At 72.0% G+C, this 25,867-nt stretch carries 25 protein-coding genes and 1 riboswitch; of the genes, 14 read left to right on the top strand and 11 right to left on the bottom strand.

Features of this window, described 5'->3' with window-relative positions; translation table 11 throughout:
• The first annotated feature begins 115 nt into the window (after positions 1 to 115).
• The 3 genes from ACIQTO_RS06800 (at position 116) to ACIQTO_RS06790 (ending at position 3,238) form a co-directional block, all read left to right on the top strand.
• Positions 116 to 1,039, top strand: a complete 924-nt coding sequence (locus tag ACIQTO_RS06800; protein WP_402383823.1) for an NADP-dependent oxidoreductase — start codon at positions 116 to 118, stop codon at positions 1,037 to 1,039.
• 125 nt (positions 1,040 to 1,164) lie between these two features.
• Positions 1,165 to 1,629, top strand: a complete 465-nt coding sequence (locus tag ACIQTO_RS06795) for an Lrp/AsnC family transcriptional regulator (RefSeq protein WP_402383820.1) — start codon at positions 1,165 to 1,167, stop codon at positions 1,627 to 1,629.
• Positions 1,630 to 1,870: 241 nt separating this feature from the next.
• Positions 1,871 to 3,238, top strand: a complete 1,368-nt coding sequence (locus tag ACIQTO_RS06790) for a pyridoxal phosphate-dependent decarboxylase family protein (RefSeq protein ID WP_402383817.1) — start codon at positions 1,871 to 1,873, stop codon at positions 3,236 to 3,238.
• Positions 3,239 to 3,519: 281 nt separating this feature from the next.
• Here the strand turns inward: ACIQTO_RS06790 and ACIQTO_RS06785 are convergent, their stop codons facing one another.
• Positions 3,520 to 4,389: a GNAT family N-acetyltransferase gene (locus ACIQTO_RS06785; RefSeq protein ID WP_402383814.1), complete on the bottom strand. Its 870-nt coding sequence runs from the start codon at positions 4,387 to 4,389 to the stop codon at positions 3,520 to 3,522.
• A gap of 245 nt (positions 4,390 to 4,634) precedes the next feature.
• On the opposite strand from ACIQTO_RS06785, the gene erpA reads away from it, so the two are divergent.
• Positions 4,635 to 4,988, top strand: coding sequence for an iron-sulfur cluster insertion protein ErpA (gene erpA / locus ACIQTO_RS06780; protein ID WP_329487322.1), 354 nt, complete (start codon positions 4,635 to 4,637; stop codon positions 4,986 to 4,988).
• Positions 4,989 to 5,051: 63 nt separating this feature from the next.
• Here the strand turns inward: erpA and ACIQTO_RS06775 are convergent, their stop codons facing one another.
• Positions 5,052 to 5,759, bottom strand: coding sequence for a hypothetical protein (locus ACIQTO_RS06775; protein WP_402383811.1), 708 nt, complete (start codon positions 5,757 to 5,759; stop codon positions 5,052 to 5,054).
• 116 nt (positions 5,760 to 5,875) lie between these two features.
• Positions 5,876 to 6,094, bottom strand: coding sequence for a hypothetical protein (locus ACIQTO_RS06770; protein ID WP_402383809.1), 219 nt, complete (start codon positions 6,092 to 6,094; stop codon positions 5,876 to 5,878).
• Between the two features lie 251 nt (positions 6,095 to 6,345).
• Between ACIQTO_RS06770 and ACIQTO_RS06765 the strand changes: the two genes are divergently transcribed.
• Positions 6,346 to 7,323, top strand: coding sequence for a carbohydrate kinase family protein (locus tag ACIQTO_RS06765; RefSeq protein WP_402383806.1), 978 nt, complete (start codon positions 6,346 to 6,348; stop codon positions 7,321 to 7,323).
• 18 nt (positions 7,324 to 7,341) lie between these two features.
• Here the strand turns inward: ACIQTO_RS06765 and ACIQTO_RS06760 are convergent, their stop codons facing one another.
• On the bottom strand, positions 7,342 to 8,754 hold the full coding sequence (locus ACIQTO_RS06760; RefSeq protein ID WP_402383803.1) for a cysteine desulfurase/sulfurtransferase TusA family protein: 1,413 nt from the start codon (positions 8,752 to 8,754) through the stop codon (positions 7,342 to 7,344).
• Positions 8,755 to 9,122: 368 nt separating this feature from the next.
• On the opposite strand from ACIQTO_RS06760, the gene coxB reads away from it, so the two are divergent.
• The 4 genes from coxB to ACIQTO_RS06740 all read left to right on the top strand — a co-directional run bounded on the left by coxB (position 9,123) and on the right by ACIQTO_RS06740 (position 13,595).
• On the top strand, positions 9,123 to 9,977 hold the full coding sequence (gene coxB / locus ACIQTO_RS06755; RefSeq protein ID WP_402383800.1) for a cytochrome c oxidase subunit II: 855 nt from the start codon (positions 9,123 to 9,125) through the stop codon (positions 9,975 to 9,977).
• Complete coding sequence (gene ctaD, locus ACIQTO_RS06750; RefSeq protein WP_402383797.1) at positions 9,974 to 11,749, top strand: cytochrome c oxidase subunit I; 1,776 nt, start codon at positions 9,974 to 9,976, stop codon at positions 11,747 to 11,749. The genes coxB and ctaD overlap by 4 nt, the downstream gene beginning before the upstream one ends.
• Positions 11,749 to 12,165: a cytochrome c oxidase subunit 4 gene (locus tag ACIQTO_RS06745; protein ID WP_380579651.1), complete on the top strand. Its 417-nt coding sequence runs from the start codon at positions 11,749 to 11,751 to the stop codon at positions 12,163 to 12,165. Before ctaD ends, ACIQTO_RS06745 begins: the two co-directional genes overlap by 1 nt.
• A 167-nt stretch (positions 12,166 to 12,332) precedes the next feature.
• Entirely contained in the window at positions 12,333 to 13,595 is a 1,263-nt protein-coding gene (locus ACIQTO_RS06740; protein WP_402383795.1) for an Ig-like domain-containing protein, read from the top strand.
• Between the two features lie 28 nt (positions 13,596 to 13,623).
• On the opposite strand, the gene ACIQTO_RS06735 is transcribed toward ACIQTO_RS06740, so the two are convergent.
• From ACIQTO_RS06735 to ACIQTO_RS06715, 5 genes are all read right to left on the bottom strand, one after another.
• Entirely contained in the window at positions 13,624 to 13,992 is a 369-nt protein-coding gene (locus tag ACIQTO_RS06735) for a GntR family transcriptional regulator (protein ID WP_402383792.1), read from the bottom strand.
• Between the two features lie 102 nt (positions 13,993 to 14,094).
• The gene (locus ACIQTO_RS06730) at positions 14,095 to 15,759 is read right to left on the bottom strand and encodes a cytochrome bc complex cytochrome b subunit (RefSeq protein ID WP_402383789.1); all 1,665 of its coding nucleotides are present in this window, start codon (positions 15,757 to 15,759) and stop codon (positions 14,095 to 14,097) included.
• Positions 15,756 to 16,814: a Rieske 2Fe-2S domain-containing protein gene (locus ACIQTO_RS06725; protein WP_402383786.1), complete on the bottom strand. Its 1,059-nt coding sequence runs from the start codon at positions 16,812 to 16,814 to the stop codon at positions 15,756 to 15,758. Before ACIQTO_RS06725 ends, ACIQTO_RS06730 begins: the two co-directional genes overlap by 4 nt.
• 8 nt (positions 16,815 to 16,822) lie before the next feature.
• Positions 16,823 to 17,632: a c-type cytochrome gene (locus ACIQTO_RS06720; protein WP_387880207.1), complete on the bottom strand. Its 810-nt coding sequence runs from the start codon at positions 17,630 to 17,632 to the stop codon at positions 16,823 to 16,825.
• 187 nt (positions 17,633 to 17,819) lie between these two features.
• Positions 17,820 to 18,440 carry a heme-copper oxidase subunit III gene (locus ACIQTO_RS06715; protein ID WP_073923280.1) on the bottom strand — a complete coding sequence of 207 codons (621 nt, stop codon included), beginning with the start codon at positions 18,438 to 18,440 and terminating at the stop codon, positions 17,820 to 17,822.
• 406 nt (positions 18,441 to 18,846) lie between these two features.
• On the opposite strand from ACIQTO_RS06715, the gene ACIQTO_RS06710 reads away from it, so the two are divergent.
• The 3 genes from ACIQTO_RS06710 to ACIQTO_RS06700 all read left to right on the top strand — a co-directional run bounded on the left by ACIQTO_RS06710 (position 18,847) and on the right by ACIQTO_RS06700 (position 22,485).
• On the top strand, positions 18,847 to 19,272 hold the full coding sequence (locus ACIQTO_RS06710; RefSeq protein WP_402383782.1) for a hypothetical protein: 426 nt from the start codon (positions 18,847 to 18,849) through the stop codon (positions 19,270 to 19,272).
• Between the two features lie 124 nt (positions 19,273 to 19,396).
• Positions 19,397 to 20,473: an anthranilate phosphoribosyltransferase gene (gene trpD / locus ACIQTO_RS06705; protein WP_402383780.1), complete on the top strand. Its 1,077-nt coding sequence runs from the start codon at positions 19,397 to 19,399 to the stop codon at positions 20,471 to 20,473.
• 464 nt (positions 20,474 to 20,937) lie between these two features.
• Positions 20,938 to 21,055: riboswitch (SAM riboswitch) on the top strand.
• A 50-nt stretch (positions 21,056 to 21,105) separates the two neighbouring features.
• The gene (locus ACIQTO_RS06700) at positions 21,106 to 22,485 is read left to right on the top strand and encodes an aminotransferase class V-fold PLP-dependent enzyme (protein WP_402383777.1); all 1,380 of its coding nucleotides are present in this window, start codon (positions 21,106 to 21,108) and stop codon (positions 22,483 to 22,485) included.
• Between the two features lie 12 nt (positions 22,486 to 22,497).
• On the opposite strand, the gene ACIQTO_RS06695 is transcribed toward ACIQTO_RS06700, so the two are convergent.
• Both ACIQTO_RS06695 and ACIQTO_RS06690 read right to left on the bottom strand, forming a co-directional pair.
• A complete protein-coding gene (locus ACIQTO_RS06695) occupies positions 22,498 to 22,779 on the bottom strand; it encodes an Lrp/AsnC ligand binding domain-containing protein (protein WP_329487307.1) in 282 nt (93 codons plus the stop codon).
• 41 nt (positions 22,780 to 22,820) lie between these two features.
• Positions 22,821 to 23,603: a rhomboid family intramembrane serine protease gene (locus ACIQTO_RS06690; RefSeq protein ID WP_402383774.1), complete on the bottom strand. Its 783-nt coding sequence runs from the start codon at positions 23,601 to 23,603 to the stop codon at positions 22,821 to 22,823.
• Between the two features lie 202 nt (positions 23,604 to 23,805).
• On the opposite strand from ACIQTO_RS06690, the gene ACIQTO_RS06685 reads away from it, so the two are divergent.
• Both ACIQTO_RS06685 and ACIQTO_RS06680 read left to right on the top strand, forming a co-directional pair.
• A complete protein-coding gene (locus ACIQTO_RS06685) occupies positions 23,806 to 24,057 on the top strand; it encodes a hypothetical protein (RefSeq protein WP_380573720.1) in 252 nt (83 codons plus the stop codon).
• Between the two features lie 137 nt (positions 24,058 to 24,194).
• Entirely contained in the window at positions 24,195 to 25,679 is a 1,485-nt protein-coding gene (locus ACIQTO_RS06680; RefSeq protein ID WP_402383771.1) for an NYN domain-containing protein, read from the top strand.
• The last annotated feature ends 188 nt before the right edge of the window (positions 25,680 to 25,867 follow it).

Genomic DNA, 25,867 nt, shown 5'->3' with positions numbered 1-25,867 from the left:
ATGTGACGAGAACCGCTTGCCGCTTCGGACCCGTTCGGTGGTGCCGGAGGCACGATATGACGAGGTCCGGCGTGGCCGACCCGCGGTCCGGGCCCGGCCGGGATTGGCTGGGTCCATGAAGGCAATCGCGATCCGTCGCTACGGCGGCCCCGAGGTGGTCGAGTACCTCGATCTGCCCGACCCCAAGGTCGGACCGGACTCGGTCCTGGTGGAGGTCCGGGCGGCCGGGGTGAACCCGGTGGACTGGAAGGTCCGGGAGGGTGCCCTGGCCGGCCTGCTGGACGCCCACTTCCCCCTGGTGATGGGCTGGGACGCGGCCGGGGTGGTCCGGGCGGTCGGTGGCGGGGTGACCGAGTTCGCCCCCGGCGACGAGGTCTACGGCTATGTGCGCAAGGACTCCGTCGAGCACGGCACCTACGCCGAGCTGGTCGCCGCGCCCGTCCGCACCCTGGCCCGCAAGCCCGCGGCGCTGGACTGGGCGCGGAGCGGCGGCCTGCCGCTGGCCGGGCTCACCGCCCTCCAGGGCCTGCGGGCGCTGCGGGTGAAGGCGGGCGACACGGTACTGGTGCACGCCGCGGCCGGCGGCGTCGGGCACCTGGCCGTGCAGATCGCCGCGGCGCGCGGCGCCCGGGTGATCGGCACCGCGGGCGCGCGCAACCACGACTACCTGCGCGGCCTCGGCGCCGAGCCGGTCGCCCACGGGGAGGGCCTGGCCGAGCGGGTCCGGGCGCTGGCCCCCGGCGGTGTGGACGCCGCCCTCGACCTGGTCGGCGGCGCGGCCCTCGACGTCTCGGCCGCCCTGGTCGCGGACCCGTCCCGGATCGCCTCCGTCGCCGACTACCGGGTGAAGGCGCTCGGTGGCCACTACGTCTGGGTCCGCCCCGACGCCGCCGGGCTGGCCGAGCTGGCCGCGCTCGCCGACGAGGGCCGGCTCACCGTCACCGTCGCCTCGACCTTCCCGCTCGCGCAGGCCGGTTCCGCCCAGGCGCTCAGCGCCGAGGGCCGCACCCGGGGGAAGATCGTGCTCCTGGTGGACTGAGAACGGACCGCGATCCGTCATCTGCCAGCGGTGGACTCGGTCCTGTCATCCGCCAGAATGGTGCAGAACCGTTTCGGCGGCTGCCGACCCCGCCGACCCCGTACGACCTGTGGAGCCCCGCACCGATGACCAGCAGTCGAGCACACGAGACGGTCGGGGCGGCCCTCGACGAGACCGACCGTCTCCTGCTCGCCCGGCTGGGCAGCGACGGCCGGGCCTCGTACGCCGAGATCGGTGTGCAGGTGAACCTCTCCGCCACCGCCGTCCGCCGCCGGATCGACCGGCTGCGGGCGCGCGGGGTGGTCCGCGGCTTCACCGTCGTCCTCGATCCCTCGGTGCTCGGCTGGCAGACCGAGGCCTTCGTCGAGGTCTACTGCCGCGAGCGGACCGCCCCGGAGGAGATCCTGGCGAGCCTGCGCCAGTTCCCGGAGGTGGTCGCCGCCTGGACGGTCACCGGCGACCCCGACGCGCTGGTCCATCTGCGGGCCGCCGACATGCGGCACCTGGAGGCCGTGATCGAGCGCATCCGGCGCGAGCCCGGGGTCCAGCGCAGCCGCTCCTCGGTCGTGCTCTCCCAGCTCATCGGCTGACCCGAACGGACCATCGCGGTCCTGCGCAGGGCCGCTCCGGCCCTGGCCGCGGCCCGCCCCGGGGCCTGCGCAGGAATCCTGCGCACGCCCCGGCGAAGACGCTCGAAACCTGCCTGACCAGCCGCGTTCGGACGCGCGGCGAAGGCCCCTCGCTGCCTAGGCTGATCACAACCGGCGGAGCGGTGAGACGTCCCGCCCCGCCGGCCCTCCCCCCGACACCCCACAGCCGAGAGGGACCCCCGTGTCCGCAGCCCCCGACCGCATGCACCGGCCCGACAACGAGCTGGTCGACCTGGTATTCGACTACATGCGGGAGCGGCTGCAGTACGACCCCGTGCCGCTCGACCACCCCGGCGACGGCGAGCACCTGCGCACCCAGCTGGCCGGGCTGCTCAACCCGGACGGCAACAACCCGGCCGACGTGCTGAAGCTCTACGACCACGAGCTCTCCCGCGCGGTGATCTCCGCCGACAGCCCGCGCTACCTGTCGTTCATCCCGTGCGCGCCGACCAAGGCCGCGCTGCTCTTCGACATGGTCGTCTCCTGCGCCTCGCTCCAGGGCATCTCCTGGCTGGAGGCGGCCGGCGCCATCGCCGCCGAGAACCAGGTGCTGCGCCTGATCGCGGACCGGGCCGGCATGCCCGAGTCGGCCGGCGGCACCTTCGTGTCCGGCGGCTCGGCCGGCAACCTCTCCGCCCTGGTGGTCGCCCGCGACACCGCCCGCCGCAAGCTGGGCGTCGGCCCCGAGGCCCGGCTGCGGATCGCCGTCGCCGACCAGGTGCACTCCTCGGTCAAGAACACCTTCAACATCATCGGCGTGGAGGCCTTCAAGGTCCCCACCGTCGACCGCCGCTTCACCGGTGAGGCGCTGCGCGCCGCCCTGGCCGCCGACCCGAACCCGGAGACCGTGATCGCCGTCGTCGGGACGGCCGGCACCACCAACGAGGGCATCATCGACGACCTCCAGGGCCTCTCCGAGGTGGCCCGCGAGCGCGACCTCTGGTTCCACGTGGACGGCGCCTACGGTGGCGCGGGCCTCTTCGCCCCCTCCGTCCGGGCCCGCTACGACGGCATCGAGCACGCCGACTCCTTCGTGGTGGACCCGCACAAGTGGCTGTTCGCCCCGTTCGACTGCGCCGCGCTGATCTACCGCAACCCGCAGCTCGCCCGCGCCGTGCACACCCAGGACGCCTCCTACCTGGACGTGCTGCACACCGAGGGCGACGAGTGGAACCCCACCGACTACGCCTACCACCTGACCCGGCGCGCCCGCGGCCTGCCGCTCTGGTTCTCGCTGGCCGTGCACGGCACCCAGGCCTACACCGACGCGATCGAGACCGGCCTCACCCTGGCCCGCGACACCGCGCAGCTGATCCGCGACACCGAGCACCTGGAGCTGCTGTTCGACCCGCAGCTCTCCGCGGTCTGCTTCCGCCGCGAGGGCTGGACCAACGACGACTACTACCGCTGGTCGCAGCAGCTGCTCGCGGACCAGATCGGCTTCGTCACCCCGACCGGCTGGGACGGCGAGACGGTCGCCCGCTTCGCCTTCCTGCACCCGGGCACGACCATGGAGATGGTCCGGGAGATCCTGGACAGCATGATCTAAGGCCCCTTCACCTCCGGGGCGCTCTGACCCGGTGCCGACGGTCGTCGCTCCGACGCCCCTCTCCCCCAGCCTTCGGCCGGGGGGACCCCCATCTCAGGGCCTCCTCGCTCCTCCCTTTCGGCACCGGCGCGCCCCTTTGGCTCAGGGGCGAACCCGGTGGGGCCGGGGAGTGCGGGGAGGGGATCAGGGCGAACCGTCGTGGGGCCGAGGTGAGTGGAGCCGTGGTCCTGAGCGTCCTTGTCGATACCCCCGCCGGGTGTGCCCGGCGGGGGTATCGCCGGCTACAGCAAGGCGCCGTTGGGCAGGTACGGCGCCGGCGGGCGCATCCCGCGCAGGCCCAGGTAGCCCCGAGTACGCGGGGTCAGGCCCACCTCCAGGCCGACGTCCAGCGCCCACTCCTGCTCGGCGGTCAGGTACTCCACCCGGGCCTCCACGCCGTCCGGCACCCGGGCCAGGGCCTCGCGCAGCAGCCGGGCGGCGATCCGCTTCGAGGTCGCGGCCAGCAGCTTCACCTCACCGCCGTCCCGGTAGCAGTAGCCGCTGCCGGCCAGCGCGTCGGCGATCAGCAGCTCCTCGCAGTGGGCCAGCAGCAGCTCGTGGTCCGGCCCGTGCGCGGCGCCGCGCAGCCGCCGGTCCACCGAGTCCAGCAGGTGCCGGTGGGTGGCGTTGCCGGGGTGCACCGGGATGTCCCCGGGGTCGATCAGTCCGGCGCGGTCCACCCGCCCGCTCAGCGTCATGGCCGGGTGCAGGGTGAACCCGGCCAGCCGGTACCGCCGGGCCGCCGCCGGGGACGGCGAGGCGCAGAGCATCCCGCGCAGGCAGCCGCGCCCGTACACGGTGGCCCGCTCCAGCAGCAGCCGCCCGAGGCCGTGGCCCTGCGCCTCGGGCCGCACCACGAGCAGCGCCAGGATCCACAGGCCCTCGCGGCGCAGCGACAGCACCGCGCCGACCGGCTCGCCGTCGCGCTCCGCCAGCCAGCAGCCCTGCGGGTCGGTGCGGACGAGGTGTCTGATCCGGGCCAGCCGCTGGACCGGCGGCCGCTCCCGCGCGGCCGTGCCGGGGGAGTCGGCGAGCGAGGCGAACGAGGCACGGGCGATGTGCTGGACGGCCTCCGCGTCGGCGGCGGTGTCCTGGACGAGGCGCAGGATCATGCCCACCATCCTGGCCGCCGGGGTGTCCGCCCGGGGCCGGTTCCGCCGGATCGGGGGCCGAGGCGGTGTCCGACCCGCGCGGGTTGTGCGAGCATGGGGAGCGTAGGGGAGCGGGTGGCACACCCGGCCCACGAAATCATCCGCCGCCGAAGGCCACCGAAATTGCACCGCCGTCCGGGAAATGAATCCGGGCGGCCGTTGGTTGGCACTGGCGGCAGACCGTCGTCAAGACCGGGAGAAAGCAGATGACCGTCCAGGACGAGACCACCGTCGAGAGTGGCATCCTCCTTACCGATGCCGCCGCGGCCAAGGTCAAGGGCCTGCTGGAGCAGGAGGGCCGTGACGACCTCGCGTTGCGCGTTGCCGTCCAGCCCGGTGGTTGCTCCGGCCTGCGTTACCAGCTGTTCTTCGACGAGCGCTCGCTCGACGGCGACGTGCTCAAGGACTTCAACGGTGTGAAGGTCGTCACCGACCGGATGAGCGCCCCGTACCTCGGCGGCGCCACCGTCGACTTCGTGGACACCATCGAGAAGCAGGGCTTCACGATCGACAACCCGAACGCCACCGGCTCCTGCGCCTGCGGCGACTCGTTCAGCTAGTCGGCAGACGGCGAGGGCGGCCCCGGATCCTCCGGGGCCGCCCTCGCCGTTTTCCGTACCGCCCTACTTCCCGCCGATCTCCGGGCCGGCCGGGTCCGGGCCGATGTGCGGGTCGCTCTCCAGGGGCACCGGCTGACCGGTCGCGAGGTCCGTCACCGCCCGGCCCATCAGCGGCTGCTTCAGCTCGGCCGTCACCGTCTGCCGCTTCGCCAGCTCGGCGCAGGCCTGCCCGGCCGGCATCGGGGCCGCCACCGTGACCCGGACGTCCACCCGTCCGGGCTTGGACTCGTCCGCCTTCAGCGCGTACTTCTCGCAGATCCCGCCGTAGAACCAGACCGTCAGCTTGTTGCCGTCCACCCGGTAGGTGATCGCGGGGTGGACCGGCTGGCCGTTCGGCGCCGGCTCGCCGACCGCGATGCCCGGGGGCGTGGGTGCCGGCGTGGGCGACTGCGCCGGGCCGGTCGGCCGGGGGTCGGGCGTGCTCGCCGAGGGATCGGCCGGCGGGGTCGTCACCGGTGGCGAGGCCGCGGTGGAGGCCGACGGCGCGGCCGGGGAGGTCGCCGGGGCCGAGCCGCCGGGGGAGGGCGTCGCACTCGCCGACGGCAGCGCCGGGCCGGACGCCGAATCCGCGGCCGCCTTGCCGTCGCCGTCACCGCACCCGGCCACCGCCGCGGCCGCCAGCAGCAGACCCGCCAGCGCCGCCGCCCGCCGTCCGCGCGACCGGCCGGCCCGTGCTCCACCGGTACGTCGGGGCATCGTCTCCAGATCCATCTGAACATCCTCCCGAGGGTTCAGCGGTACCGCCTCGACGGCCGCACCGCGCGGATGTGACGCGCCTCGGACGGATCCGGTTCCCGCGGTCCCGCGGGCCGCCCCCGGGGAGGGATTCAGACGCCGTATTCGGCCATTCCCGCGACCACTCGCCGGGCCCCGGACGGGACGCTGATGCCGACCCGGGCGGGTGTGCCGGGCTCCGGGCCGGTCGCCAGCAGCGGCCAGAACCGGCGCAGCTGCCGCGAGGAGTCCACCAGCGCGTCCAGGGTCTCGCCGTCGGTGTCGCCCCGCAGGCCAGGCGGGACACGCAGTGGGTGGTGACTGGGCATCATCGGGCATCGCTCCGATCCACGGTGCCGCGGCCGCACTGCCACGGCTCGGTCAGGGCCTGGTTCGGCCCCTGCCAGCGACCCTAGGCCGACCGTCAGGCCCCGGCCAGGGTTACCCAGGGGTAGTACACGTTCGACGGTGTCCGGCGCCAATCCAGGCGGTCTTGCTGCGGCCCGCCCCCCGCCCGGTACCGTGAGTGGGTTCCGCCCCTTGCTTTCTTTGTGGCCATGCCGCCCTCCTGAGGAGACTTCCCGTGCGTATCGCCGTCGCCGGTTCGATCGCGACCGACCACCTGATGACGTTCCCCGGTCGGTTCTCCGACCAGCTCGTCGCCGAGCAGCTGCACACCGTGTCGCTGTCCTTCCTGGTCGACACCCTCGACATCCGTCGCGGTGGTGTCGCGCCGAACATCGCGTTCGGTATGGGTGTCCTCGGCCTGAGCCCGATCCTGGTCGGCGCCGCCGGCGCGGACTTCGCGGAGTACCGCAGCTGGCTGGAGCGCAACAACGTGGACTGCCGCTCGGTCCACATCTCCGAGACCCGCCACACCGCCCGGTTCATGTGCACCACGGACGAGGACCACAACCAGATCGCCTCGTTCTACACCGGCGCGATGGCGGAGGCCCGCAACATCGAGCTCAAGCCGATCGCCGACCGCGTCGGCGGCCTGGACCTCGTGCTGATCGGTGCCGACGACCCGCAGGGCATGGTCCGCCACACCCAGGAGTGCCGGACCCGCGGCTACGCCTTCGCCGCCGACCCGTCCCAGCAGCTGGCCCGTCTGGACGGCGAGGACATCCGGGAGATCGTCGACGGTGCCGCGTACCTGTTCACCAACGAGTACGAGGCCGCGCTGATCGAGACCAAGACCGGCTGGGACGCCGAGGAGATCCTGACCCGGGTCGGCACCCGGATCACCACCCTCGGCAGCAAGGGGGTGCGGATCGACCGCAAGGGCGAGCCCCCGGTGGTGGTCGGCTGCGCCCCCGAGGAGGCCAAGGTGGACCCGACCGGTGTCGGCGACGCCTTCCGGGCCGGCTTCCTGGCCGGTCTCTCCTGGGGGCTGGACCTGGAGCGCTCGGCCCAGATCGGCTGCATGCTCGCGACCCTGGTGATCGAGACCGTCGGCACCCAGGAGTACGAGCTGCGCCCGGTCGCCTTCCTGCAGCGCTTCGAGGACGCCTACGGCGCCGAGGCGGCGGCGGAGGTCCGGACGTACCTGGTCAAGTAACCCGCCCGGCGCGCCCGCTCAGGCGGTGCGCCGCACCAGGTAGGCCGAGCCCCGGTCGCCGCCGAAGTCGGCGGCCGGGGCCTCGCCCAGGTACTCCTGGCCGCGCATGCCGCACCAGGCCGGGATGTCCAGCCGGGCCGCCTCGTCATCGGCCAGCACCGCGACCGTCCCGCCGGCCGGCACCCCGCCGATCCGCTTGGCGAGCTCGATCACCGGCAGCGGGCACCGCTTGCCCAGCGCGTCGATCACCAGTGCGTCGATCACCGGGCCCGGCCCGTCCGGGGCCTCCTCCGCCGGCTCCGGCACCGACAGGTCCAGCCCGAGCGGGGCGCGGACCCGGTCCACCACCTCGGGCAGCACCGCGAGGAACCGCTCGACGTCGGCCTCGGCCGCGCCGAACGGCAGCGAGACCCGGACGTTGCCTTCGGTGAGCACCCCCATCGCCGCCAGCACATGGCTCGGCGTCAGGGTGGAGGAGGTGCAGGACGAACCGGAGGAGACGGCGAAGCCGGCCCGGTCCAGCTCGGTCAGCAGCACCTCGCCGTCGACGTACAGGCAGGAGAAGGTGACGAGGTGCGGCAGCCGCCGCACCGGGTCGCCGACCACCTCCACCTCGGGCACCGACCTCGGCACCCGGGCCCGGATCCGCTCGACCAGCGCGTGCAGCCGGGCGTTCTCCCGCTCGGCCTCGGCGCGCACCGCCCGCAGCGAGGCGGCGGCGGCCACGATCGCCGGGACGTTGACGAAGCCCGGCACCCGGCCGCCCTCGCGCTCGTCGGCCGGCAGCGGGGAGGAGTAGCGGACACCCTTGCGCACCGCCAGGACACCGACCCCGGCCGGACCGCCCCACTTGTGCGCACTGGCCGTCAGCAGCGACCAGCCGCCCGGGACGTCCACCCGCCCGGCGCTCTGCGCGGCGTCCACCAGCAGCGGGACGTCCCCGCAGAGCTCGGCCACCTCGGCCACCGGCTGCACCGTGCCCACCTCGTGGTTGGCCGACTGCAGCACGGCGAGCGCGGTGTCCGGCCGCAGCGCGGCGGCGAAGCCCTCGGGCGTGACCCGCCCGTACCGGTCGACCGGGACGACGCTCACCCCGCCGCCGGCCGCCTCGTGCGCCTCGGCGGTGTGCAGCACGCTGGAGTGCTCCACCGCCGAGTGCACCAGGTGCGCCCCTCGGCGCCGGCGGCCCGCCAGCGCGCCGAGCACGCCCAACTGGACGGCCTGCGTCCCACTGGCGGTGAAGGAGATCTCGTCGGCCCGGGTGCCGAGCACCTCGGCGACCGTCTCGCGGGCGGCGTCCAGCAGCATCCGGGCCTGCCGTCCGGAGCGGTAGAGCCGCGCGGGATCGGCCCACCCCTCGTCCAGGGCGGCGGTCAGCGCCTGCCGCGCGACGGGGTGGAGCGGGGCCGTGGACGCCACATCGAAGTACACGGTCACATTTAACGACACTCCCGGGTGGGATCCGGCCGCCGCCCGCTGCTTACCAGCCGTCAGTCGATCAACCCGAATGTCCGATTCGTCCCTATCCGACGGACCGTCACCCACGTTGCCCGAGCTCATCCCCCGATCGGGCGTACGGACCTCGAATGCCTACGATGACCTGCGACGCAGCCCTTGCGGGGCCTGATCGGGCGACCGGGCGGCGCGTTACCGGGACCTGCCCGTCAGCAGCGCATAAGGCTGGAGTAGGGTTTGGCCCGCATAAGCATTCAAACCGTGCCCGTGGACGGGTCGCCGGGGAGGCTCACACACCTCCTCGGGGCGACGCGAAGGCGGGCGAGACTTCGGGAAGGCGCTACGTGAGTCCCAACGGCTCCGACCGCTCGCCGCGGCGCACGATGCGGCGGAAGCTGCCTCAGGCGCTGGCACTGGGCCTCGTCATCGCGACCGCCACCGGCTGCTCGGCCAACGACCTCCCCAGGCTTGGCCTCCCGAGCCCCGTCACCGAGGAAGGACCCCTGGTCCTCCACATGTGGCAGGGGTCCTGGATCGCGGCGCTGGTGGTCGGCGTACTGATGTGGGGTCTGATCATCTGGAGCGTGATCTTCCACCGGCGCAGCCGCACCGGTGTGCAGATCCCTCCGCAGACCCGGTACAACGTGCCCATCGAGGCGCTCTACACCGCGGTCCCCATCATCATCGTGTCGGTTCTCTTCTACTTCGTCGCCCGCGACGAGTCGAAGCTGATCTCCGTCTCCGAGAAGCCGCAGCACACGGTCAACGTGGTCGGCTTCCAGTGGAGCTGGGCGTTCAACTACGAGAACACCGAGAACCCCGACCCGGCCAACAAGGACGCGGCGTACGACGTCGGCACCCCCAAGGAGATGCCGACGCTGTGGCTGCCGGTGAACGAGAGCGTCCAGTTCCGGCTGACCTCGCGTGACGTCATCCACGACTTCTGGCCCATCAACTTCCTGATGAAGATGGACGTCGTGCCGGGCGTGGTCAACAAGTTCGAGGTCACCCCGAACGTCAAGGGCGACTACGACGGCAAGTGCGCCGAGCTCTGCGGCACCGACCACTCGCGCATGCTGTTCAAGGTCAAGGTCGTCGACCGCGCCGACTACGACAAGCACCTGGCGGACCTGCGGGCCAAGGGCCAGACCGGCGCGTTGCCCTCCGGCATCACGACCATGGGAAGTGAAGAGAAGTGACCATCCTCAACGAGCCCGCCGCGGCCGGCGGGGGCGCCGGGGCCGTCACGGTCGGGGCGCAGCGGACCCGGAAGCCGGGTTCGACCATCATCAAGTGGCTGACCACCACTGACCACAAGACGATCGGCACGCTCTACCTGGGCACGTCGTTCGCCTTCTTCCTGATCGGTGGCATCCTCGCCCTGGTCATGCGTGCCGAGCTGGCTCGTCCCGGGACCCAGATCCTGTCGAACGAGCAGTTCAACCAGGCGTTCACGATGCACGGCACGATCATGCTGCTGATGTTCGCGACGCCGCTCTTCGCCGGCTTCGCGAACTGGATCATGCCGCTCCAGATCGGCGCCCCGGACGTGGCGTTCCCGCGTCTGAACATGTTCGCGTACTGGCTGTACCTGTTCGGCTCGACCATCGCGGTGGCCGGCTTCGTCACCCCGCAGGGTGCGGCCGACTTCGGCTGGTTCGCCTACTCCCCGCTGTCGGACGCCGTCCGCTCGCCGGGCATCGGCGCCGACATGTGGATCATGGGTCTGGCCTTCTCCGGCTTCGGCACGATCCTCGGTGCGGTCAACTTCATCACCACCATCATCTGCATGCGCGCGCCCGGCATGACGATGTTCCGGATGTCGATCTTCGTCTGGAACGTCCTGCTGACCGCCGTGCTGGTCCTGCTGGCCTTCCCGGTCCTGGCCGCCGCGCTGTTCGCGCTGGAGGCGGATCGTAAATTCGGGGCACATGTCTTCGATCCGGCCAACGGTGGGGCACTGCTCTGGCAGCACCTCTTCTGGTTCTTCGGCCACCCCGAGGTGTACATCATCGCGCTGCCGTTCTTCGGCATCGTCTCGGAGATCATCCCGGTCTTCAGCCGCAAGCCGATGTTCGGCTACTCCGGCCTGATCGCCGCCACCATCGCGATCGCCGGTCTGTCCGTGACGGTGTGGGCCCACCACATGTACGTCACCGGCCAAGTGCTGCTGCCGTTCTTCTCCTTCATGACCTTCCTGATCGCGGTCCCGACCGGTGTGAAGTTCTTCAACTGGGTCGGCACCATGTGGAAGGGCTCGCTGAGCTTCGAGACCCCGATGCTCTGGACGGTCGGCTTCCTGGTCACCTTCCTCTTCGGTGGTCTGACGGGTGTGCTGCTCGCCTCCCCGCCGATCGACTTCCACGTCTCGGACTCGTACTTCGTCGTCGCCCACTTCCACTACGTGGTCTTCGGCACCGTCGTCTTCGCGATGTTCGCCGGCTTCCACTTCTGGTGGCCGAAGATGACCGGCAAGATGCTGGACGAGCGCCTCGGCAAGATGACCTTCTGGACGCTGTTCATCGGCTTCCACGCCACCTTCCTGGTGCAGCACTGGCTCGGTGCGGAGGGCATGCCGCGCCGCTACGCCGACTACCTGGCCTCGGACGGCTTCACCACGCTGAACACCGTCTCGACCATCGGCTCGTTCCTGCTCGGCCTGTCGATCCTGCCGTTCCTCTACAACGTCTGGAAGACGGCCAAGTACGGCGAGAAGGTCGAGGTGGACGACCCGTGGGGCTACGGCCGCTCGCTGGAGTGGGCGACCTCCTGCCCGCCGCCGCGGCACAACTTCCTCACGCTGCCGCGGATCCGCTCCGAATCCCCGGCCTTCGACCTCCACCACCCGGAGATCGCGGCGCTGGACTACCTGGAGAACCACGGTGAGCCGGCCAAGCACCTCGCCGGTGTGACCCCGGCCAAGTACGACGCCCCGCAGCTCGACAAGGGCAAGAAGGAAGGCGACGCCTGATGAAGGAACAGGGCAAGATCTTCCTGGGCCTCGCGGTCTTCACGCTCGCGATGGCGATCACCTACGGCGTCTGGACCAACCACTCCGACCTCGGGGTGGAGGCCGCCGGTACCACCGCGCTGTTCCTCGCCTTCGCCCTCTGCGCCTTCATCGGGTACTACCTCGCCTTCACCGCCCGCCGGGTGGACAGCGGCGCGGGTGACAACCCCGAGGCCGAGGTCGCGGACGACTCCGGCGAGCAGGGCTTCTTCGCCCCGCACAGCTGGCAGCCGCTCTCGCTGGCGATCGGTGGCGCGCTCGCGTTCATGGGCGTGATCTTCGGTTGGTGGCTGCTCTACTGGTCGATCCCGGTCATCCTGATCGGCCTGTTCGGCTGGGTCTTCGAGTTCTACCGGGGCGAGAACCAGAACCAGTAGGCCTCCCCCTCGCACAGGGCCGGACATCCCGCATGGGATGCCCGGCCCTTTTGCGTCCCCGGAGTGACGGCCTCACCCTCCCGGTCCAACGGAGGGTCGCTCGGATGTCGCTCTCCCGCTCCGCGTTCCTACGATCTGATCAATCGTGCGACCCCTCGGAGGCGGTCATGGCCGACAGGCGCGGTATCGCAGGCATCGGCAGCATCTCGCTCACTCTCGCAGTGCTGGCTCCACTGGCCGCCTGCTCGTCCGGTGGTGAGGACGACGCCCCGGGCGCCGTCCACCGGGTGGACGCGGCCCCGCTGGTCCACGTCTCGGCCGCGGGCGCGGTGGATCCGTCCCAGCCCGTCACGGTGACCGCCCTCCCGGGCAGCCGGCTCACCGACGTGACCGTGGTCGGCCCGGACGGCCGGGTGGTGGCCGGGCAGCTCTCGGCGGACCAGCTCAGCTGGCAGACCACCGGACGGCTGAAGGCGGCCACCGCCTACACCGTCAGGATCGCCGCCGACGACGGCAAGGGCGGCCGCGGCGACACCACCGCCGGCTTCAGCACCCTGGCCGGACAGCGCCTGCTCACGGCCAAGCTCGGCCCGGACTCCTCCGGCACCGGCCTCTACGGGGTCGGCCAGCCGCTCACCGTCCAGCTGTCCGAGGCGGTGAAGGACCCGCAGGCCCGCCAGGAGGTCGAGCGCGCCCTGACCGTCACCTCGCAGCCCGCCGTCACCGGCGGCTGGTACTGGGTGGACGACAAGAACGTGCACTTCCGGCCGGCGGAGTACTGGCCGACCGGCACCACCGTCAGCCTCGTCTTCGACGGCACCGGCAGCCGGATCGCGGACGGCCTCTACGGCGGCGACCGCGCCACGCTGGCGCTGCGGATCGGCGAGCGGGTGGAGTCGGTGGTGGACGCCGCCACCCACGAGCTCACCCTGACGCGTGACGGCGAGGTCGTCCGGACCATACCGGTGACCACCGGCAAGCCGGGCTTCGACACCCGCAACGGCGTCAAGGTGGTGCTCGGCCAGGAGCGCCAGGTGCGGATGAGCGGCGAGACGATCGGCATAGCCGCCGGCAGCTCGGAGGCCTACGACCTGAACGTCGAGTGGGCCACCCGGGTGACCTGGAGCGGCGAGTACGTGCACGCCGCGCCCTGGTCGGTGGGCTCGCAGGGCGTGGCCAACGTCAGCCACGGCTGTACCGGCATGAGCACCGAGAACGCGAAGTGGTTCTACCAGAACACCCGGGTCGGCGACCTCGTCACGGTGGTCAACAGCCACGGTGCGGGCATGGAGCCGTTCGGCAACGGCTTCGGGGACTGGAACATCGCCTGGACCGACTGGGTCAAGCACAGTGCCCTCGGACAGCCCCTCAGCACCTCGGCGCCGGCCACCCGGGCCCCCGCCAACGGGATGATCCGCCCGGAGATCTGACCCCCCTCCCGGCCCCGCCCCGGCGCGCTCAGCCCTCCTGGGCCAGCCGCAGGGCGGTCTCCACGGCCGCCAGCGCGTCCGCCCTCGACACCCCGAGCCGGTGGACGCGTTCGGCGTACTCGGTGGCCGCGGCGGCGGCCAGCCGGTGCGCGGTGTCACCGGTGGCGGCGATCAGGGTGCCGCGCCGGCCGTGCGTCTCCACCACGCCGTCCGCCTCCAGCTCGCGGTAGGCCCGCGCCACCGTACCGGCGGCCAGCCCGAGCCGCTCGGCCAGGGCCCGGACGGTGGGCAGCCGCAGTCCGGTCGGCAGCTCGCCGGTGCGGGCCCGCTCGGCGATCTGCTCCCGGATCTGCTCGTACGGGGGAGTGGCGGCGGCGGGGTCGACGGACAGCTCCACGGGGGCTCCTGGGGGTGGGACGGACGGGGAAAGCCCGAGGGCCGCCGACCAGGAAGAACTCTGGTCAGCGGCCCTCGGGGGTGACGCGGGGTGCGTACGGGATCAGTGGTGGCCGTGGCCGCTGGTGATCTCGTGGTGCTCCTCGGCGGTCGGCTTGGGGATCCGGCTGCCCTCGCCGTAGAAGCCGCGGGAGAGCTTCGCCCGGGTGCGGGTGAGCAGCCCGGCCTTGGCGGCCACGCCGTTCTCGTCCGTCTCGGCCGGCAGCTCGAACACGGGCGGCTGCTCGTGCGAGGTGAGCGTGTGCAGGTCGGCCTGCGGCAGCTGCGCGTGCACCTCGATGAACTCGCCGTGCGGCAGGCGCTTGATGACGCCCGTCTCGCGGCCGTGCAGCACCTTCTCCTTGTCGCGGCGCTGGAGGCCGAGGCACCAGCGCTTGGTGACGATGAAGGTCAGCACCGGCACCACGAAGAAGCCCACTCGGACGAAGTACGTGATGTCGTTGATCGACAGGTGCAGGTGGGTGGCGAACAGGTCGTTGCCACCACCGACCAGCAGCACCAGGTACAGGCTGATCCAGGCGGCGCCCAGCGCGGTGCGCACGGGGGCGTTGCGCGGGCGGTCCAGGATGTGGTGCTCGCGCTTGTCGCCGGTGACCCAGGACTCGATGAACGGGTAGACCGCGATCGCGACCAGGACCAGCGGGAAGATCATCAGCGGGACGAAGACACCCAGGTTCAGGGTGTGGCCCCACAGGCCGATCTCCCAGCCCGGCATGACCCGGATCAGGCCCTCGGAGAAGCCCATGTACCAGTCCGGCTGGGCGTCCGTGGACACCTGGTCGGGGCGGTACGGGCCGTACGCCCAGATCGGGTTGATCGTGGCGATCGCCGAGATGGCGGCGATGAGACCGAAGACCAGGAAGAAGAAGCCACCGGCCTTGGCCATGTAGACCGGCATCAGCGGCATGCCGACGACGTTCTTCTCGGTCTTGCCCGGGCCCGCCCACTGGGTGTGCTTGTGGTAGAAGACCAGGATCAGGTGCGCGACCAGCAGGCCGAGCATGATGCCGGGGATCAGCAGCACGTGGATGGTGAAGAACCGCGGCACGATGTCGTGGCCGGGGAACTCGCCGCCGAACAGGAACATCTGGATGTAGGTGCCCACCAGCGGGACGGCGAGGATCGCGCCTTCCATGAAGCGGATACCGGTGCCGGAGAGCAGGTCGTCGGGCAGCGAGTAGCCGAAGAAGCCGTCGAACATGCCCAGGACCAGCAGCAGGAAGCCGAAGACCCAGTTGATCTCACGCGGCTTGCGGAACGCGCCGGTGAAGAACACGCGCATCATGTGCACGAGCATCGCGGCCACGAAGACCAGCGCGGCCCAGTGGTGGATCTGGCGGACCAGCAGACCGCCGCGGACCTCGAAGCTGATGTCCACCGTCGACGCGTACGCCTCGGACATCGGGATGCCCTTGAGCGGGATGTACGAGCCGTCGTAGATGACCTCGCCCATGCTGGGCTTGAAGAAGAGCGTCAGGTAGACACCCGTCAGGATGATGATGACGAAGGTGTAGAGGCAGATCTCGCCCAGCATGAAGGACCAGTGGTCCGGGAAGATCTTCCGCAGGTTGGCCTTGGCGAGGGAGTAGATCCCCAGCCGGCCGTCCGTCCAGTCAGCGGCCTGCTCCCACTTGTTGGCGGGATTGGCACGGGTGCTGCCGGCGGGCTTGGCGGCACCGGAGGTGGTGGTGCTGCTCGCGCTACTCATCGAGCACGCTCCCAGTAGCTCGGGCCGACGGGCTCGTCGAAGTCGCCGGTGGCGACCAGGAAGCCCTTCTCGTCAGTGGTGATCTTCAGCTGCGGCAGCGGGTGTCCGGCCGGGCCGAAGATCACGCGCGCGCCGTCCGCCAGGTCGAAGGTCGACTGGTGGCAGGGGCAGAGCGCGTGGTGGGTCTGCTGCTCGTACAGGCTGATCGGGCAGCCGACGTGGGTGCAGATCTTGGAGTAGGCGAGGATGCCCTCGAAGCCCTTCTCCCGGGACTCGTCGTCCTTGATGTCCTGCGGTGCGATGCGCACCAGCATCAGGGCGTCCTTGGCGATCTGCTGCTGGAAGTCCTCGTCGTGCGTGCTCAGACCCTCCGGCATGGCGAAGGTCAGCGAGCCGACGATGAGGTCCTCGGCCTTCATCGGCAGGTTGGTGTTCATGTTGATGAGCTGCAGCGGCTTGGCGTCGGTGGCCTCGCGCCAGCCGGTGTGCGCCAGCTTGTCCTCGGGCAGCGGGCCCAGGTCGCGCAGCAGCACCACGCCGGAGAGCGGCACCAGCGCCATCGAACCGATGAGGGTGTTGCGGATCATCTTGCGGCGGCCGAAGCCGGACTCGGCGGCGCCGGTCTTGAACTGCTCGATGACGTCCGCGCGGACCTCGTCGTCGGCCTCGATCGCGTGACGCTCGGCCGGGATCTCGTGGTCCGACATCAGCGTGCGGGCCCAGTGGACCGCGCCCGCGCCGATGCAGAACAGCGCGACGCCGAGCGTCATCCCCAGCGCGAAGTTCAGCGCGCTGATGTGGCCCAGCGGCCAGATGAAGACGATCTTGTCCGGGTCGATGGCCACGTAGGAGGCGATGAAGCCCACGGTGGCGAGCATCGAGACCACGAACATCAGCGAGACCTGGCGCTCGGCCCGCTGGGCGGCCCGCTCGTCGATGTCGGTGCGACGCGGTGCGTGGGCCGGCAGACCCGGGTCGGCGAACGGGTCGCCGTGGGCGGCCACCTCGTGGTGTCCGGCGGAGCCGTGCGACTCCGGGAGCTTGTCTTCTGACATGTCGTGGCTCATGACTTCTTGGCCTTGGTGGTGTGGGCGGCGACCCAGATCGCGACCGCGATGAGCGTGCCGAGACCGAAGATCCAGCCGAACAGGCCCTCGGTCACCGGACCGAGGCTGCCGAGCGTGAGACCGCCGGGGTTGGGCTCATCGTTGGTGGTGTGGCGGACGAAGGCCACGATCTGCTTCTTCTGCTCCTCGGGCATGGTGGTGTCCGGGAACGACGGCATGTTCTGCGGGCCGGTCTGCATGGCCTCGTAGATGTGCTTGGCGTCCACACCCTCCAGCGACGGGGCGTACTTGCCCTTGGTCAGGGCACCGCCCTGGCCGGCGAAGTTGTGGCACTGGGCGCAGTTGGTGCGGAACAGCTCGCCACCCTTGGACAGGTCCTCGGGGTTGGTCGAGGTGTACTGCTCCTCGGTCGGGATGACCGGGCCGGGGCCGAGCGAAGCCACGAAGGCGGCGAGCTGGTCGATCTCCGCCTGCGCGTAGATGTTCTTCTTGGCCGGCACCTGGGCGCCGGGCTGCTGGGCCGGCATGCGGCCGGTGCCGACCTGGAAGTCGACCGCGGCGGAGCCGACGCCGACCAGGCTCGGGCCGTCGCTGCTGCCCTGGCCGTTCAGGCCGTGGCAGGAGGAGCAGCCCACGGCGAAGAGCTTCTTGCCCTCATCGATCGCGAGCGACTGCGCGGCGACGTCGGCCTGCGCCTTGTCGGCGGGCGCGAACGCGGCGTACAGCCCCCCGGTTGCCGCCAGGGCGAGAAGTAGGACGACCAGCGCCGCCAATGGGTGGCGCCGTCGTGCGGAGAGCTTTTTCACGGAATAACCCCGGTGTCAGGATCTGGTCGACTGGTGGGTGCACCCGGCGGCCGGTCTGGCCGGCACGAGGCTGCCTGTCTAGGGCTGCGCGCGCGGTCGGTCGGTTGGGAGCGTAGGCACCGGCAAATCGGGCCGTCGCCGGTGAGGGCGGGACCCGGAGCCGGTGGCCAGCGACCTGATCAGCTGGTTACTTGATCAGGTAGATGGTCGCGAACAGGCCGATCCACACGACGTCGACGAAGTGCCAGTAGTACGACACCACGATCGCGGCGGTGGCCTGCTCGTGCGTGAAGCGCTTGGCTGCGTACGTCCGTCCGAGGACCAGCAGGAAGGCGATCAGACCACCCGTCACGTGCATACCGTGGAAGCCGGTGGTCAGGTAGAACACCGTGCCGTACGGGTCGGAGGACAGCGAGAGGCCGTCCTTCTTGACCAGCTCGGTGTACTCGAAGATCTGGCCGCCGATGAAGATCGCGCCCATCACGAAGGTGATGACGAACCACGAGCGGAGCTTCTTCACGTCCCCGCGCTCGGCAGCGAACACGCCGAGCTGGCAGGTGAGGGAGGAGAGCACCAGGATCGTGGTGTTGACCGAGGAGAAGGGCACGTTGAGGGCGTGCGCCTTCTCGCTCCAGAACTCGGCTCCCTTGACGGAGCGGAGCGTGAAGTACATCGCGAAGAGGGCCGCGAAGAACATCAACTCGGAACTGAGCCAGACGATCGTTCCGACGCTGACCATGTTCGGCCGGTTGACCGATCCGTGCGCGTGCCCGGTTTCTACTGCTGTTGCTGTCGCCACGACGGACATTATGTCGGTCCCTTATTCCGTCTTCACGCCGGGGGGTGTCCCTCGGAGTGTCCGGTGCGTGCGGTATGCCCCGGTGGGGCCCGACGGGACGCCCGGATGGCGGCTGAGCAGCGGCGTGTCCCTTTTCTGACGGTTCTTCGAAGGCATCTTCGACCCTGTTGCCCTGCGTGTCGCTCCACTCCTTCGGGGACCGCCGGGAGTAAGGGAACGGCCGTCCCGTCGGCCGTACGGGTGGACCGCGCCGCCGGGGGTGACGGCCTGTCCTCCGGGCGGGTGAGTCCCGGGCGGGCCGTGGGCGCGGCGGCTTGAGACGGATCGCGCGGGAGTGGCTCGGCGGGCGGTGATCGGGAGTAGCATCCGGGATGAGGCGAACGTGGTCCGGATCACACTTGAGGGAGCAGGGCCCATGGCGGACACCACCGGCGAGACGCTGACCGTTCTCGTCTACAGCCACGACCGCAACACCCGCGAGCAGGTGCTGACGGCCCTCGGCCGGCGGCCCGCCGAGGATCTTCCGGAGCTGGCCTACCTCGAGTGCGCGACGACCCCCGCGGTGCTGAAGGCACTGGAGAAGGGCGGCGTGGACATCTGCGTGCTGGACGGCGAGGCGGTGCCGGCGGGTGGGCTGGGGCTCGCCCGGCAGTTGAAGGACGAGATCTACGGCTGCCCGCCGGTGCTGGTGCTGATCGGCCGGCCGCAGGACTCGTGGCTGGCCGCCTGGAGCCGGGCGGACGCGGCCATCTCCCGCCCGGTGGATCCGGTGGCGCTGGCCGAGGCGGCCGCCACCCTGCTCCGGACCCGACTGGCGAAGCGGGCGCCGGCCGCCCGCTAGGACGGCGCGTCTCAGTACGAGAGAAGTGAAGGCCGCGGCGGGGCGGTCGCGTCCCGCCGCTCGATAGGCTGGCTCCATCCTTACGGAGATCCCCTCGGGGAACCGACAAGAGCTGGAGTCAGCCATGGTGAACGTGAACCCTGCGAACGGCGGCAAGGACCCCGTGCAGGTGGTCCGCACCTGGCCGGACATCCTCTCGGCGCTGTTGCGGGGCGAGGACCTGGACCGGGCGGACACCGCCTGGGCGATGGACCGGATCATGAGCGGCGAGGCCTCCGCCGTGCAGATGGCCGGCTTCATGGTCGCCCTGCGGGCCAAGGGCGAGACGGTCGACGAGATCGTCGGCCTGGTGGACTCGATGTACGCGCACGCCGAACCGCTCTCCATCCCCGGCCCGGCGGTGGACATCGTGGGCACCGGCGGCGACCGGGCGAAGACCGTCAACATCTCCACCATGTCGGCGATCGTCGCGGCGGCGGCCGGCGCCAAGGTGGTCAAGCACGGCAACCGGGCCGCCTCCTCGGCGAGCGGCTCCTCGGACGTGCTGGAGAAGCTCGGCGTCAGTCTGGACCTCTCGGCCCGGCGGGTCGCCGAGGTGGCCGAGGAGGTCGGGCTGACCTTCTGCTTCGCGGCCAAGTTCCACCCCGCGATGCGGCACACCGCCCCCGCCCGCAGCGGCCTCGGGGTGCCGACCGCGTTCAACACCCTCGGCCCGCTGACCAACCCGGCCAAGGTGACCGCGCACGCGATCGGCTGCTTCGACACCAGGCTGGCCTCCCTGATCGCCGGGGTGCTGGCCCGGCGCGGTTCCACCGCGCTGGTCTTCCGCGGCGACGACGGCCTGGACGAGCTGACCGTCACCACCACCTCGCGGGTCTGGATCGTGCGCGACGGCGAGGTCACCGAGACCTCCTTCGACCCGCGTGACGTCGGCGTCGAACTGGTCGGCATCGAGGCGCTGCGCGGCGGGGACCCGGCCTTCAACGCGGACGTCGCCCGCCGGCTGCTGGCCGGGGAGCGCGGGCCGGTGCGGGACGCCGTCCTGATGAACACGGCGACGGCGCTGGTGGCGCTGGACCTCACCGACGCGCCGCTCACCGAGCAGCTGGCGGCCGGGATGGAACGGGCCGCGGCCGCCATCGACTCGGGTGCCGCGCAGGACCTGCTGCGGCGTTGGGCGGAGGCCACCGCCAAGGCGTGAGACGCCGGCCGGGCCCGCGGGGACGCCCCGCGGGCCCTTCGCGTACCCCACGGACCGCGGCAGCCGAGCGAACACCCGCCCCGCCGCCCCGCCCGCCGGCCCCCGGCCCTGGACCCGAGATCCCGACCCCGGCGCCCGAACCCGAGATCCCGACCTCGGCGTCCGAACCGCGGCGCTGGTGCCTGAACCCCGCCTCCGGCCCCGGCGCCTGAGCCCCGGTCCCGACCCGGCGCCCGAACCCCGGCCACCGGCTCTGACCCCGGCCCCGACCGACTCCGCCCCGAGCCGAAGGGCCGCGCCGGTGCCGAAAGGGAGAAGCGAGGACGCCGCGAGGAACGAGCGGCGTTGGAGCGCCGACCGTCGGCACCGGACGAGAGCGGCCCGGAGGCGAGCGGGCGACAACACAGCCCGGATCGTGGACACCTGTTTGACCACCCGGCGGACGCGACCTAGAGTCTTCGCCAGGTCATGAGTGACAGTGCAAAGCCCCAGCTGGCTGTCCGGCAACCCTCCGTCCGTGGCGGGGTGCCCTGGGTGAGGACCGGGTCTCGCGGCAATCCGTCCGCGCGACAAGCGCGGACGCCGGCTGACACGCACTCCGGGGTCCTTACCCGTCGAAGGAGTGCACTCCCATGTCCGTCGCCACCGAAACCTGCGCCCCGCTCCCCGTTCTCGGCCACGACGTCGAGGTCCCGCTGGTCAACGGTGACAAGGTCACCTACGCCGCGCTCGACTACGCCGCCAGCTCCCCGGCACTGAAGCGGGTCTGGGACGACGTCGCCGCCTACGCCCCCTACTACGGCAGCGTGCACCGCGGCGCCGGCTACCTCTCCCAGCTCTCCACCGACCTCTTCGAGCAGAGCCGCCGCACCGTCGCGGACTTCCTCGACCTGCGCGAGGGCGACCAGGTGGTCTTCACCCGGGCCACCACCGACTCGCTCAACCTGCTGGCCGGTGCCGTGCCGGCCGGTACCCGGGTCTTCGCCTTCGAGACCGAGCACCACGCCTCGCTGCTGCCCTGGCGCCACGCCGGCCTGAGCGTCACCTACCTGCGCGCCCCGCGCTCGCGGGCCGAGGCGGTCGCCGCCCTGGACGCCGCGCTGGCCGAGGCCCCCGAGGGCCCCAAGCTGCTCTGCGTCACCGGTGCCTCCAACGTCACCGGCGAGCTGTGGCCGGTCGCCGAGCTGACCGAGACCGCCCACCGGCACGGGGCCCGCGTGGTGCTGGACGCCGCGCAGCTCGCCCCGCACCACCGGGTCTCGGTGCGCGAGCTGGGCGTGGACTGGATCGCGTTCTCGGGGCACAAGATCTACGCGCCGTTCGGCGCCGGCGTGCTGGCCGGCCGGGCCGACTGGCTGGACGAGGCCGAGCCGTACCTGGCCGGCGGCGGCGCCACCCGTACGGTGGCCCGGGAGGCCGACGGCTCGGTGGCCGTGCAATGGCACACCGGCCCGGCCCGGCACGAGGCCGGTTCGCCGAACGTGATCGGCGCCTACTCCATCGCCTCGGCCTGCCGGGCGCTGACCGAAGCCGGCTTCGACGCGCTGGAGGCCCGCGAGCAGCAGCTGATCGCCCGGCTGACGGCCGGTCTGGCGGAGGTCCCGCAGGTGCGGGTGCTGAACCTGTTCGGCGCGGACTCGGCCCGGGTGGGCGTGCTCTCCTTCGTCGTCCAGGGCTGGAACAGCTCGCACTTCTCGGCCGCGCTCTCCGCCGAGTACGGCATCGGGGTGCGCGACGGCCTGTTCTGCGCCCACCCGCTGGTGCGCACCCTGCTCGGCGACGAGGACGTGGCGCCGTCCGAGTGCGGCGCGCCGGAGGCGTCGCTGCCGGGGGAGCGCAGCCTGAACGCGATCCGGGTCAGCTTCGGCGCGGGCACCCCGGACGAGCACATCGACCGGTTCCTGACCGCCGTCCGCGAGCTGGTCACGGACGGCGCGGCCTGGAACTACCGCAACGAGGGCGGCCGCTGCGTCGCCACCGTGCAGGTCGACAGGGGCCGGCGCGAGGGCTGAGCGGGGGAGGGGCTACTCGCCCAGGCCGAGCGCGAAGGCGGTCTCCAGGTCGTGCTGGGAGTAGGTGCGGAAGGCGATCTGGGTCTCGGTGTGGGCCACGCCCGGGACCTTGTTCAGCCGGCCGGGGATCACCTCGGCCAGGTCGTCGTGCCGGCGCACCCGCACCATCGCGACCAGGTCGTAGCCGCCGGTCACCGAGTAGACCTCGCTGACGCCCTCGATGGCCGCGATCGCCTCGGCGATCTCCGGGATGCGGTCGACGCTGGTCTTGATCAGGACGATGGCGGTGATCACTGTTCGGGCTCCTTTGTGAGGTGTCGCCAGGGTATCGGGCGTCAGCCGGGCCGTCGCGAGGGGCGGGTGGCCAGCGTGCAGGCGTACAGGAACCCCGCCGAGAAGCCGATCACATGGACCAGGTAGGCGACGCCGGGCCCGGCCGCGTGCACCGACCACCACTGGAGCGCGAACCAGAGGCCGAGCACCAGCCAGGCCGGGAAGCGCAGCGGCAGGAAGAGCAGCAGCGGGACGAGCGTGGTCACCCGGGCGCGCGGATGCAGCCGCAGGTAGGCGCCGAGCACGGCGGCGATCGCCCCCGAGGCGCCGATCAGCACCCTGGTCGAGTCCGGCGAGTGCGCCTCGGCCAGCGCGAAGCCGTACGTGGCCAGCGAGCCGGCCGCCAGGTAGAAGAGGGCGAACCGGGCCCGGCCCAGGCGTTCCTCGACCGTGGGGCCGAAGACCTGGAGGAAGAGCAGGTTGCCCAGCAGGTGCAGCCAGCCGGCGTGCAGGAAGAGACCGCTGAGGACCGACAGGGCCGGGTGCTTGCCCGGGGTCGGGGCGGCCGGGCAGCCCGGCACCGGATCGGGGGCCTCGGCCAGCTGCTCGGCGCTCAGCGGGCGCCCGGCCAGCAGCTCGGCCGGGACGGCGCCCCAGCGTTGCTCGTAGCGCTGCTCCGCGCAGACCCGGTCCTGCCCCCGGCCGTAGAACGGGTTGAGGCCGGCCGCCGGGCCGAGCAGGAACACCAGGACGTTGAGCGCGATCAGCGCGTAGCTGACGGCCGGGACGGGTGCGGCCGGGCGGCCGCCCCGCGCACCGGTGTGGTCGAGGACCGGGATCGCCATGCGACCAAGCATCCCTCCGTCCGGTGCCGGCGACACCGCGCTGTACGGCAGGTGGACCACCCCCGCGATCGCTGTGACCGGTGGCCGGGGTGGTTGCCCCAGGCAATAGGCTTGGGCCGGGCATTCCCGCCTCCCGCCGCCGATGCCGGGGCTCCGGGGGGAGCGCCTGAGCCCACCCAGGGACCACCCGAGAGGACCCCCGATGACCGTCCCCGCCCTGACCGCAGAGACGCGTTGGCGCTGCACGCTGTGCGGCAACCTGACCCGCTTCGATGTCACCCGTACCGCCCGGGTGACCGAGTTCCTGCACTTCGACCTGGCCGGCGAGTCCAAGGTGGAGGAGACCGAGGTGCACAGCGAGACCGTCGAGTCGGTGCGCTGCCGCTGGTGCAACGCGGTGGACCAGGTCGAGCTGGTGGCCCGTCCGGGCGCCGAGGCGGCCGAGCAGGCTTGATGCCCGCCCCCCGCGGCGGACGGTGCGCGGCACGGCCGTCCGCCGCGCGGGACAATACAGACAGAGCGCACGGAGCGTGACGACCAGGGGTGCGGCCGACGGCCGTGCCCCGCTGGACGAGGATCGGAGCCGAGGACGTGGTGGACGCAGCGAAGGAGCCCGCCGGACCGCAGGGGCGGCAGCCCGCTGTGGACGCGCAGGCGCCGGACGCGGTCGGGGCTGCCGCGCCCGGCACCGGCGCCCCCGCCGAGGAGGCCGCCGGTGAGGAGTCCGGCGGCGCCGGCGGTGAGGAGCCGGCGGCAGGCCGCGCCGCGGAGAAGCTCGACCGGCCGCTGCCCGAGGGGGTGCGCCGGCGTGTGGTGGGCCTGGCCGCCGACGCGCTCGGCGGGCTGCCGATCGGGGAGTTGCCGCAGACGCTGCGCCCGTACGCCAAGTTCACCCCGGCGCGCCGGGCCAAGTACGCCGCGACCGCGCTGGCCGCGGCGCTGGAGTCCGAGCCGGCGTTCCGGGTGCGGATAGCGGAGCGGCTGCGGCTCGGGCAGCCCGACCTGGTCAGGGCGCTGGAGTCGGGCACCGTGCCGGGCGCCGCCGATCCGATGGACGTGGCGGCCGCCGCGTACCTGGTGCGTTCGGCGGGCTGGAGCCGGCTGGTCACCGAGGCGGGCGAGGAGGCCGAGCGGGCCGGTGCCGAGGGCGCGGCGGCCGAGGCGAGCCGGCTGGCGGAGAAGCTGCAGGCGGAGCTGGCCGAGGTGCGCGCCGCGGCCCGGGCCGACCTGGACCGGCAGCGGGCCGAGTCGGAGGACGTCCGCAAGGAGGCGGAGTCGCTGCGCAAGAAGGTGCGTTCGCTGGAGAGCGACACCCGTCGGGCGCAGGCCGAGACCCGCCGGGTGACCGGGGAGCTGGAGGCGCTGAGGTCGCAGGCGGCCACCGAGCGCGGCGCCGCCGAGAGCGAGGCGCGGCGGCTGCGGCACCGGATCTCCGAGCTGGAGAACGCCGCCGAGCAGGGCCGCCGTTCGGCCCGCGAGGGGCGCAGCGTCGAGGACATGAGGCTGCGGCTGCTGCTGGACACCGTGCTGCAGTCGGCGCAGGGGCTGCAGCGGGAGCTGGCCCTGCCGGTGTCGCAGATCCGTCCGGCCGACCTGGTGGAGGCGGTGGTGCCGGGTTCGGCCTCGCCGCACGACGTGGCGCGGCGCGGGCTGGCCGAGGACGATCCGGCGCTGCTCGACCAGTTGCTGGCGATCCCGCAGGTCCATCTGGTGGTGGACGGCTACAACGTGACCAAGACCGGCTATCCGGCGCTGCCGCTGGAGCAGCAGCGGATCCGCCTGCTGGGCGGGCTGGCGATGCTGGCCCAGCGCACGCAGGCGGAGGTCACCTGTGTGTTCGACGGGCAGGACCTCGACGTGCCGGTGATCATGGCGCCGCCGCGCGGGGTCCGGGTGCGGTTCAGCCGGACCGGTGAGACGGCGGACGAGCTGATCCGCCGGCTGGTGCGGGCCGAGCCGCAGGGGCGGCCGGTGGTGGTGGTCTCCGCCGACCGGGAGGTCGCGGAGGGCGTGCGGAAGGCCGGTGCGCGCCCCGTGGCTTCCGTGCTGCTGCTGAACCGGTTGGCCCGGCCCTGACCTCGACCGGGCGCTGGCCAGGCCGGAGTGACGCCTGGTCAGCGCCCGGTTTGCGGGGTTGTGAGGATCCGGTGAAGTCATGGCCGCGGGCGGAGGTTCACGCCATTGGGGGAGTGGCGCAAAGCGTGGATCTTCACTAGGGTCTGGCGTCAAACCTATTTTCCGGATTCTCACCCAATCGGGTGAGT

This window comes from Kitasatospora sp. NPDC091207, from assembly GCF_044768625.1.
Lineage (GTDB): Bacteria > Actinomycetota > Actinomycetes > Streptomycetales > Streptomycetaceae > Kitasatospora.
The sequence above is the reverse complement of the archived record's forward strand: the minus strand, read 5'-3'. Positions and strand labels throughout refer to the sequence as shown.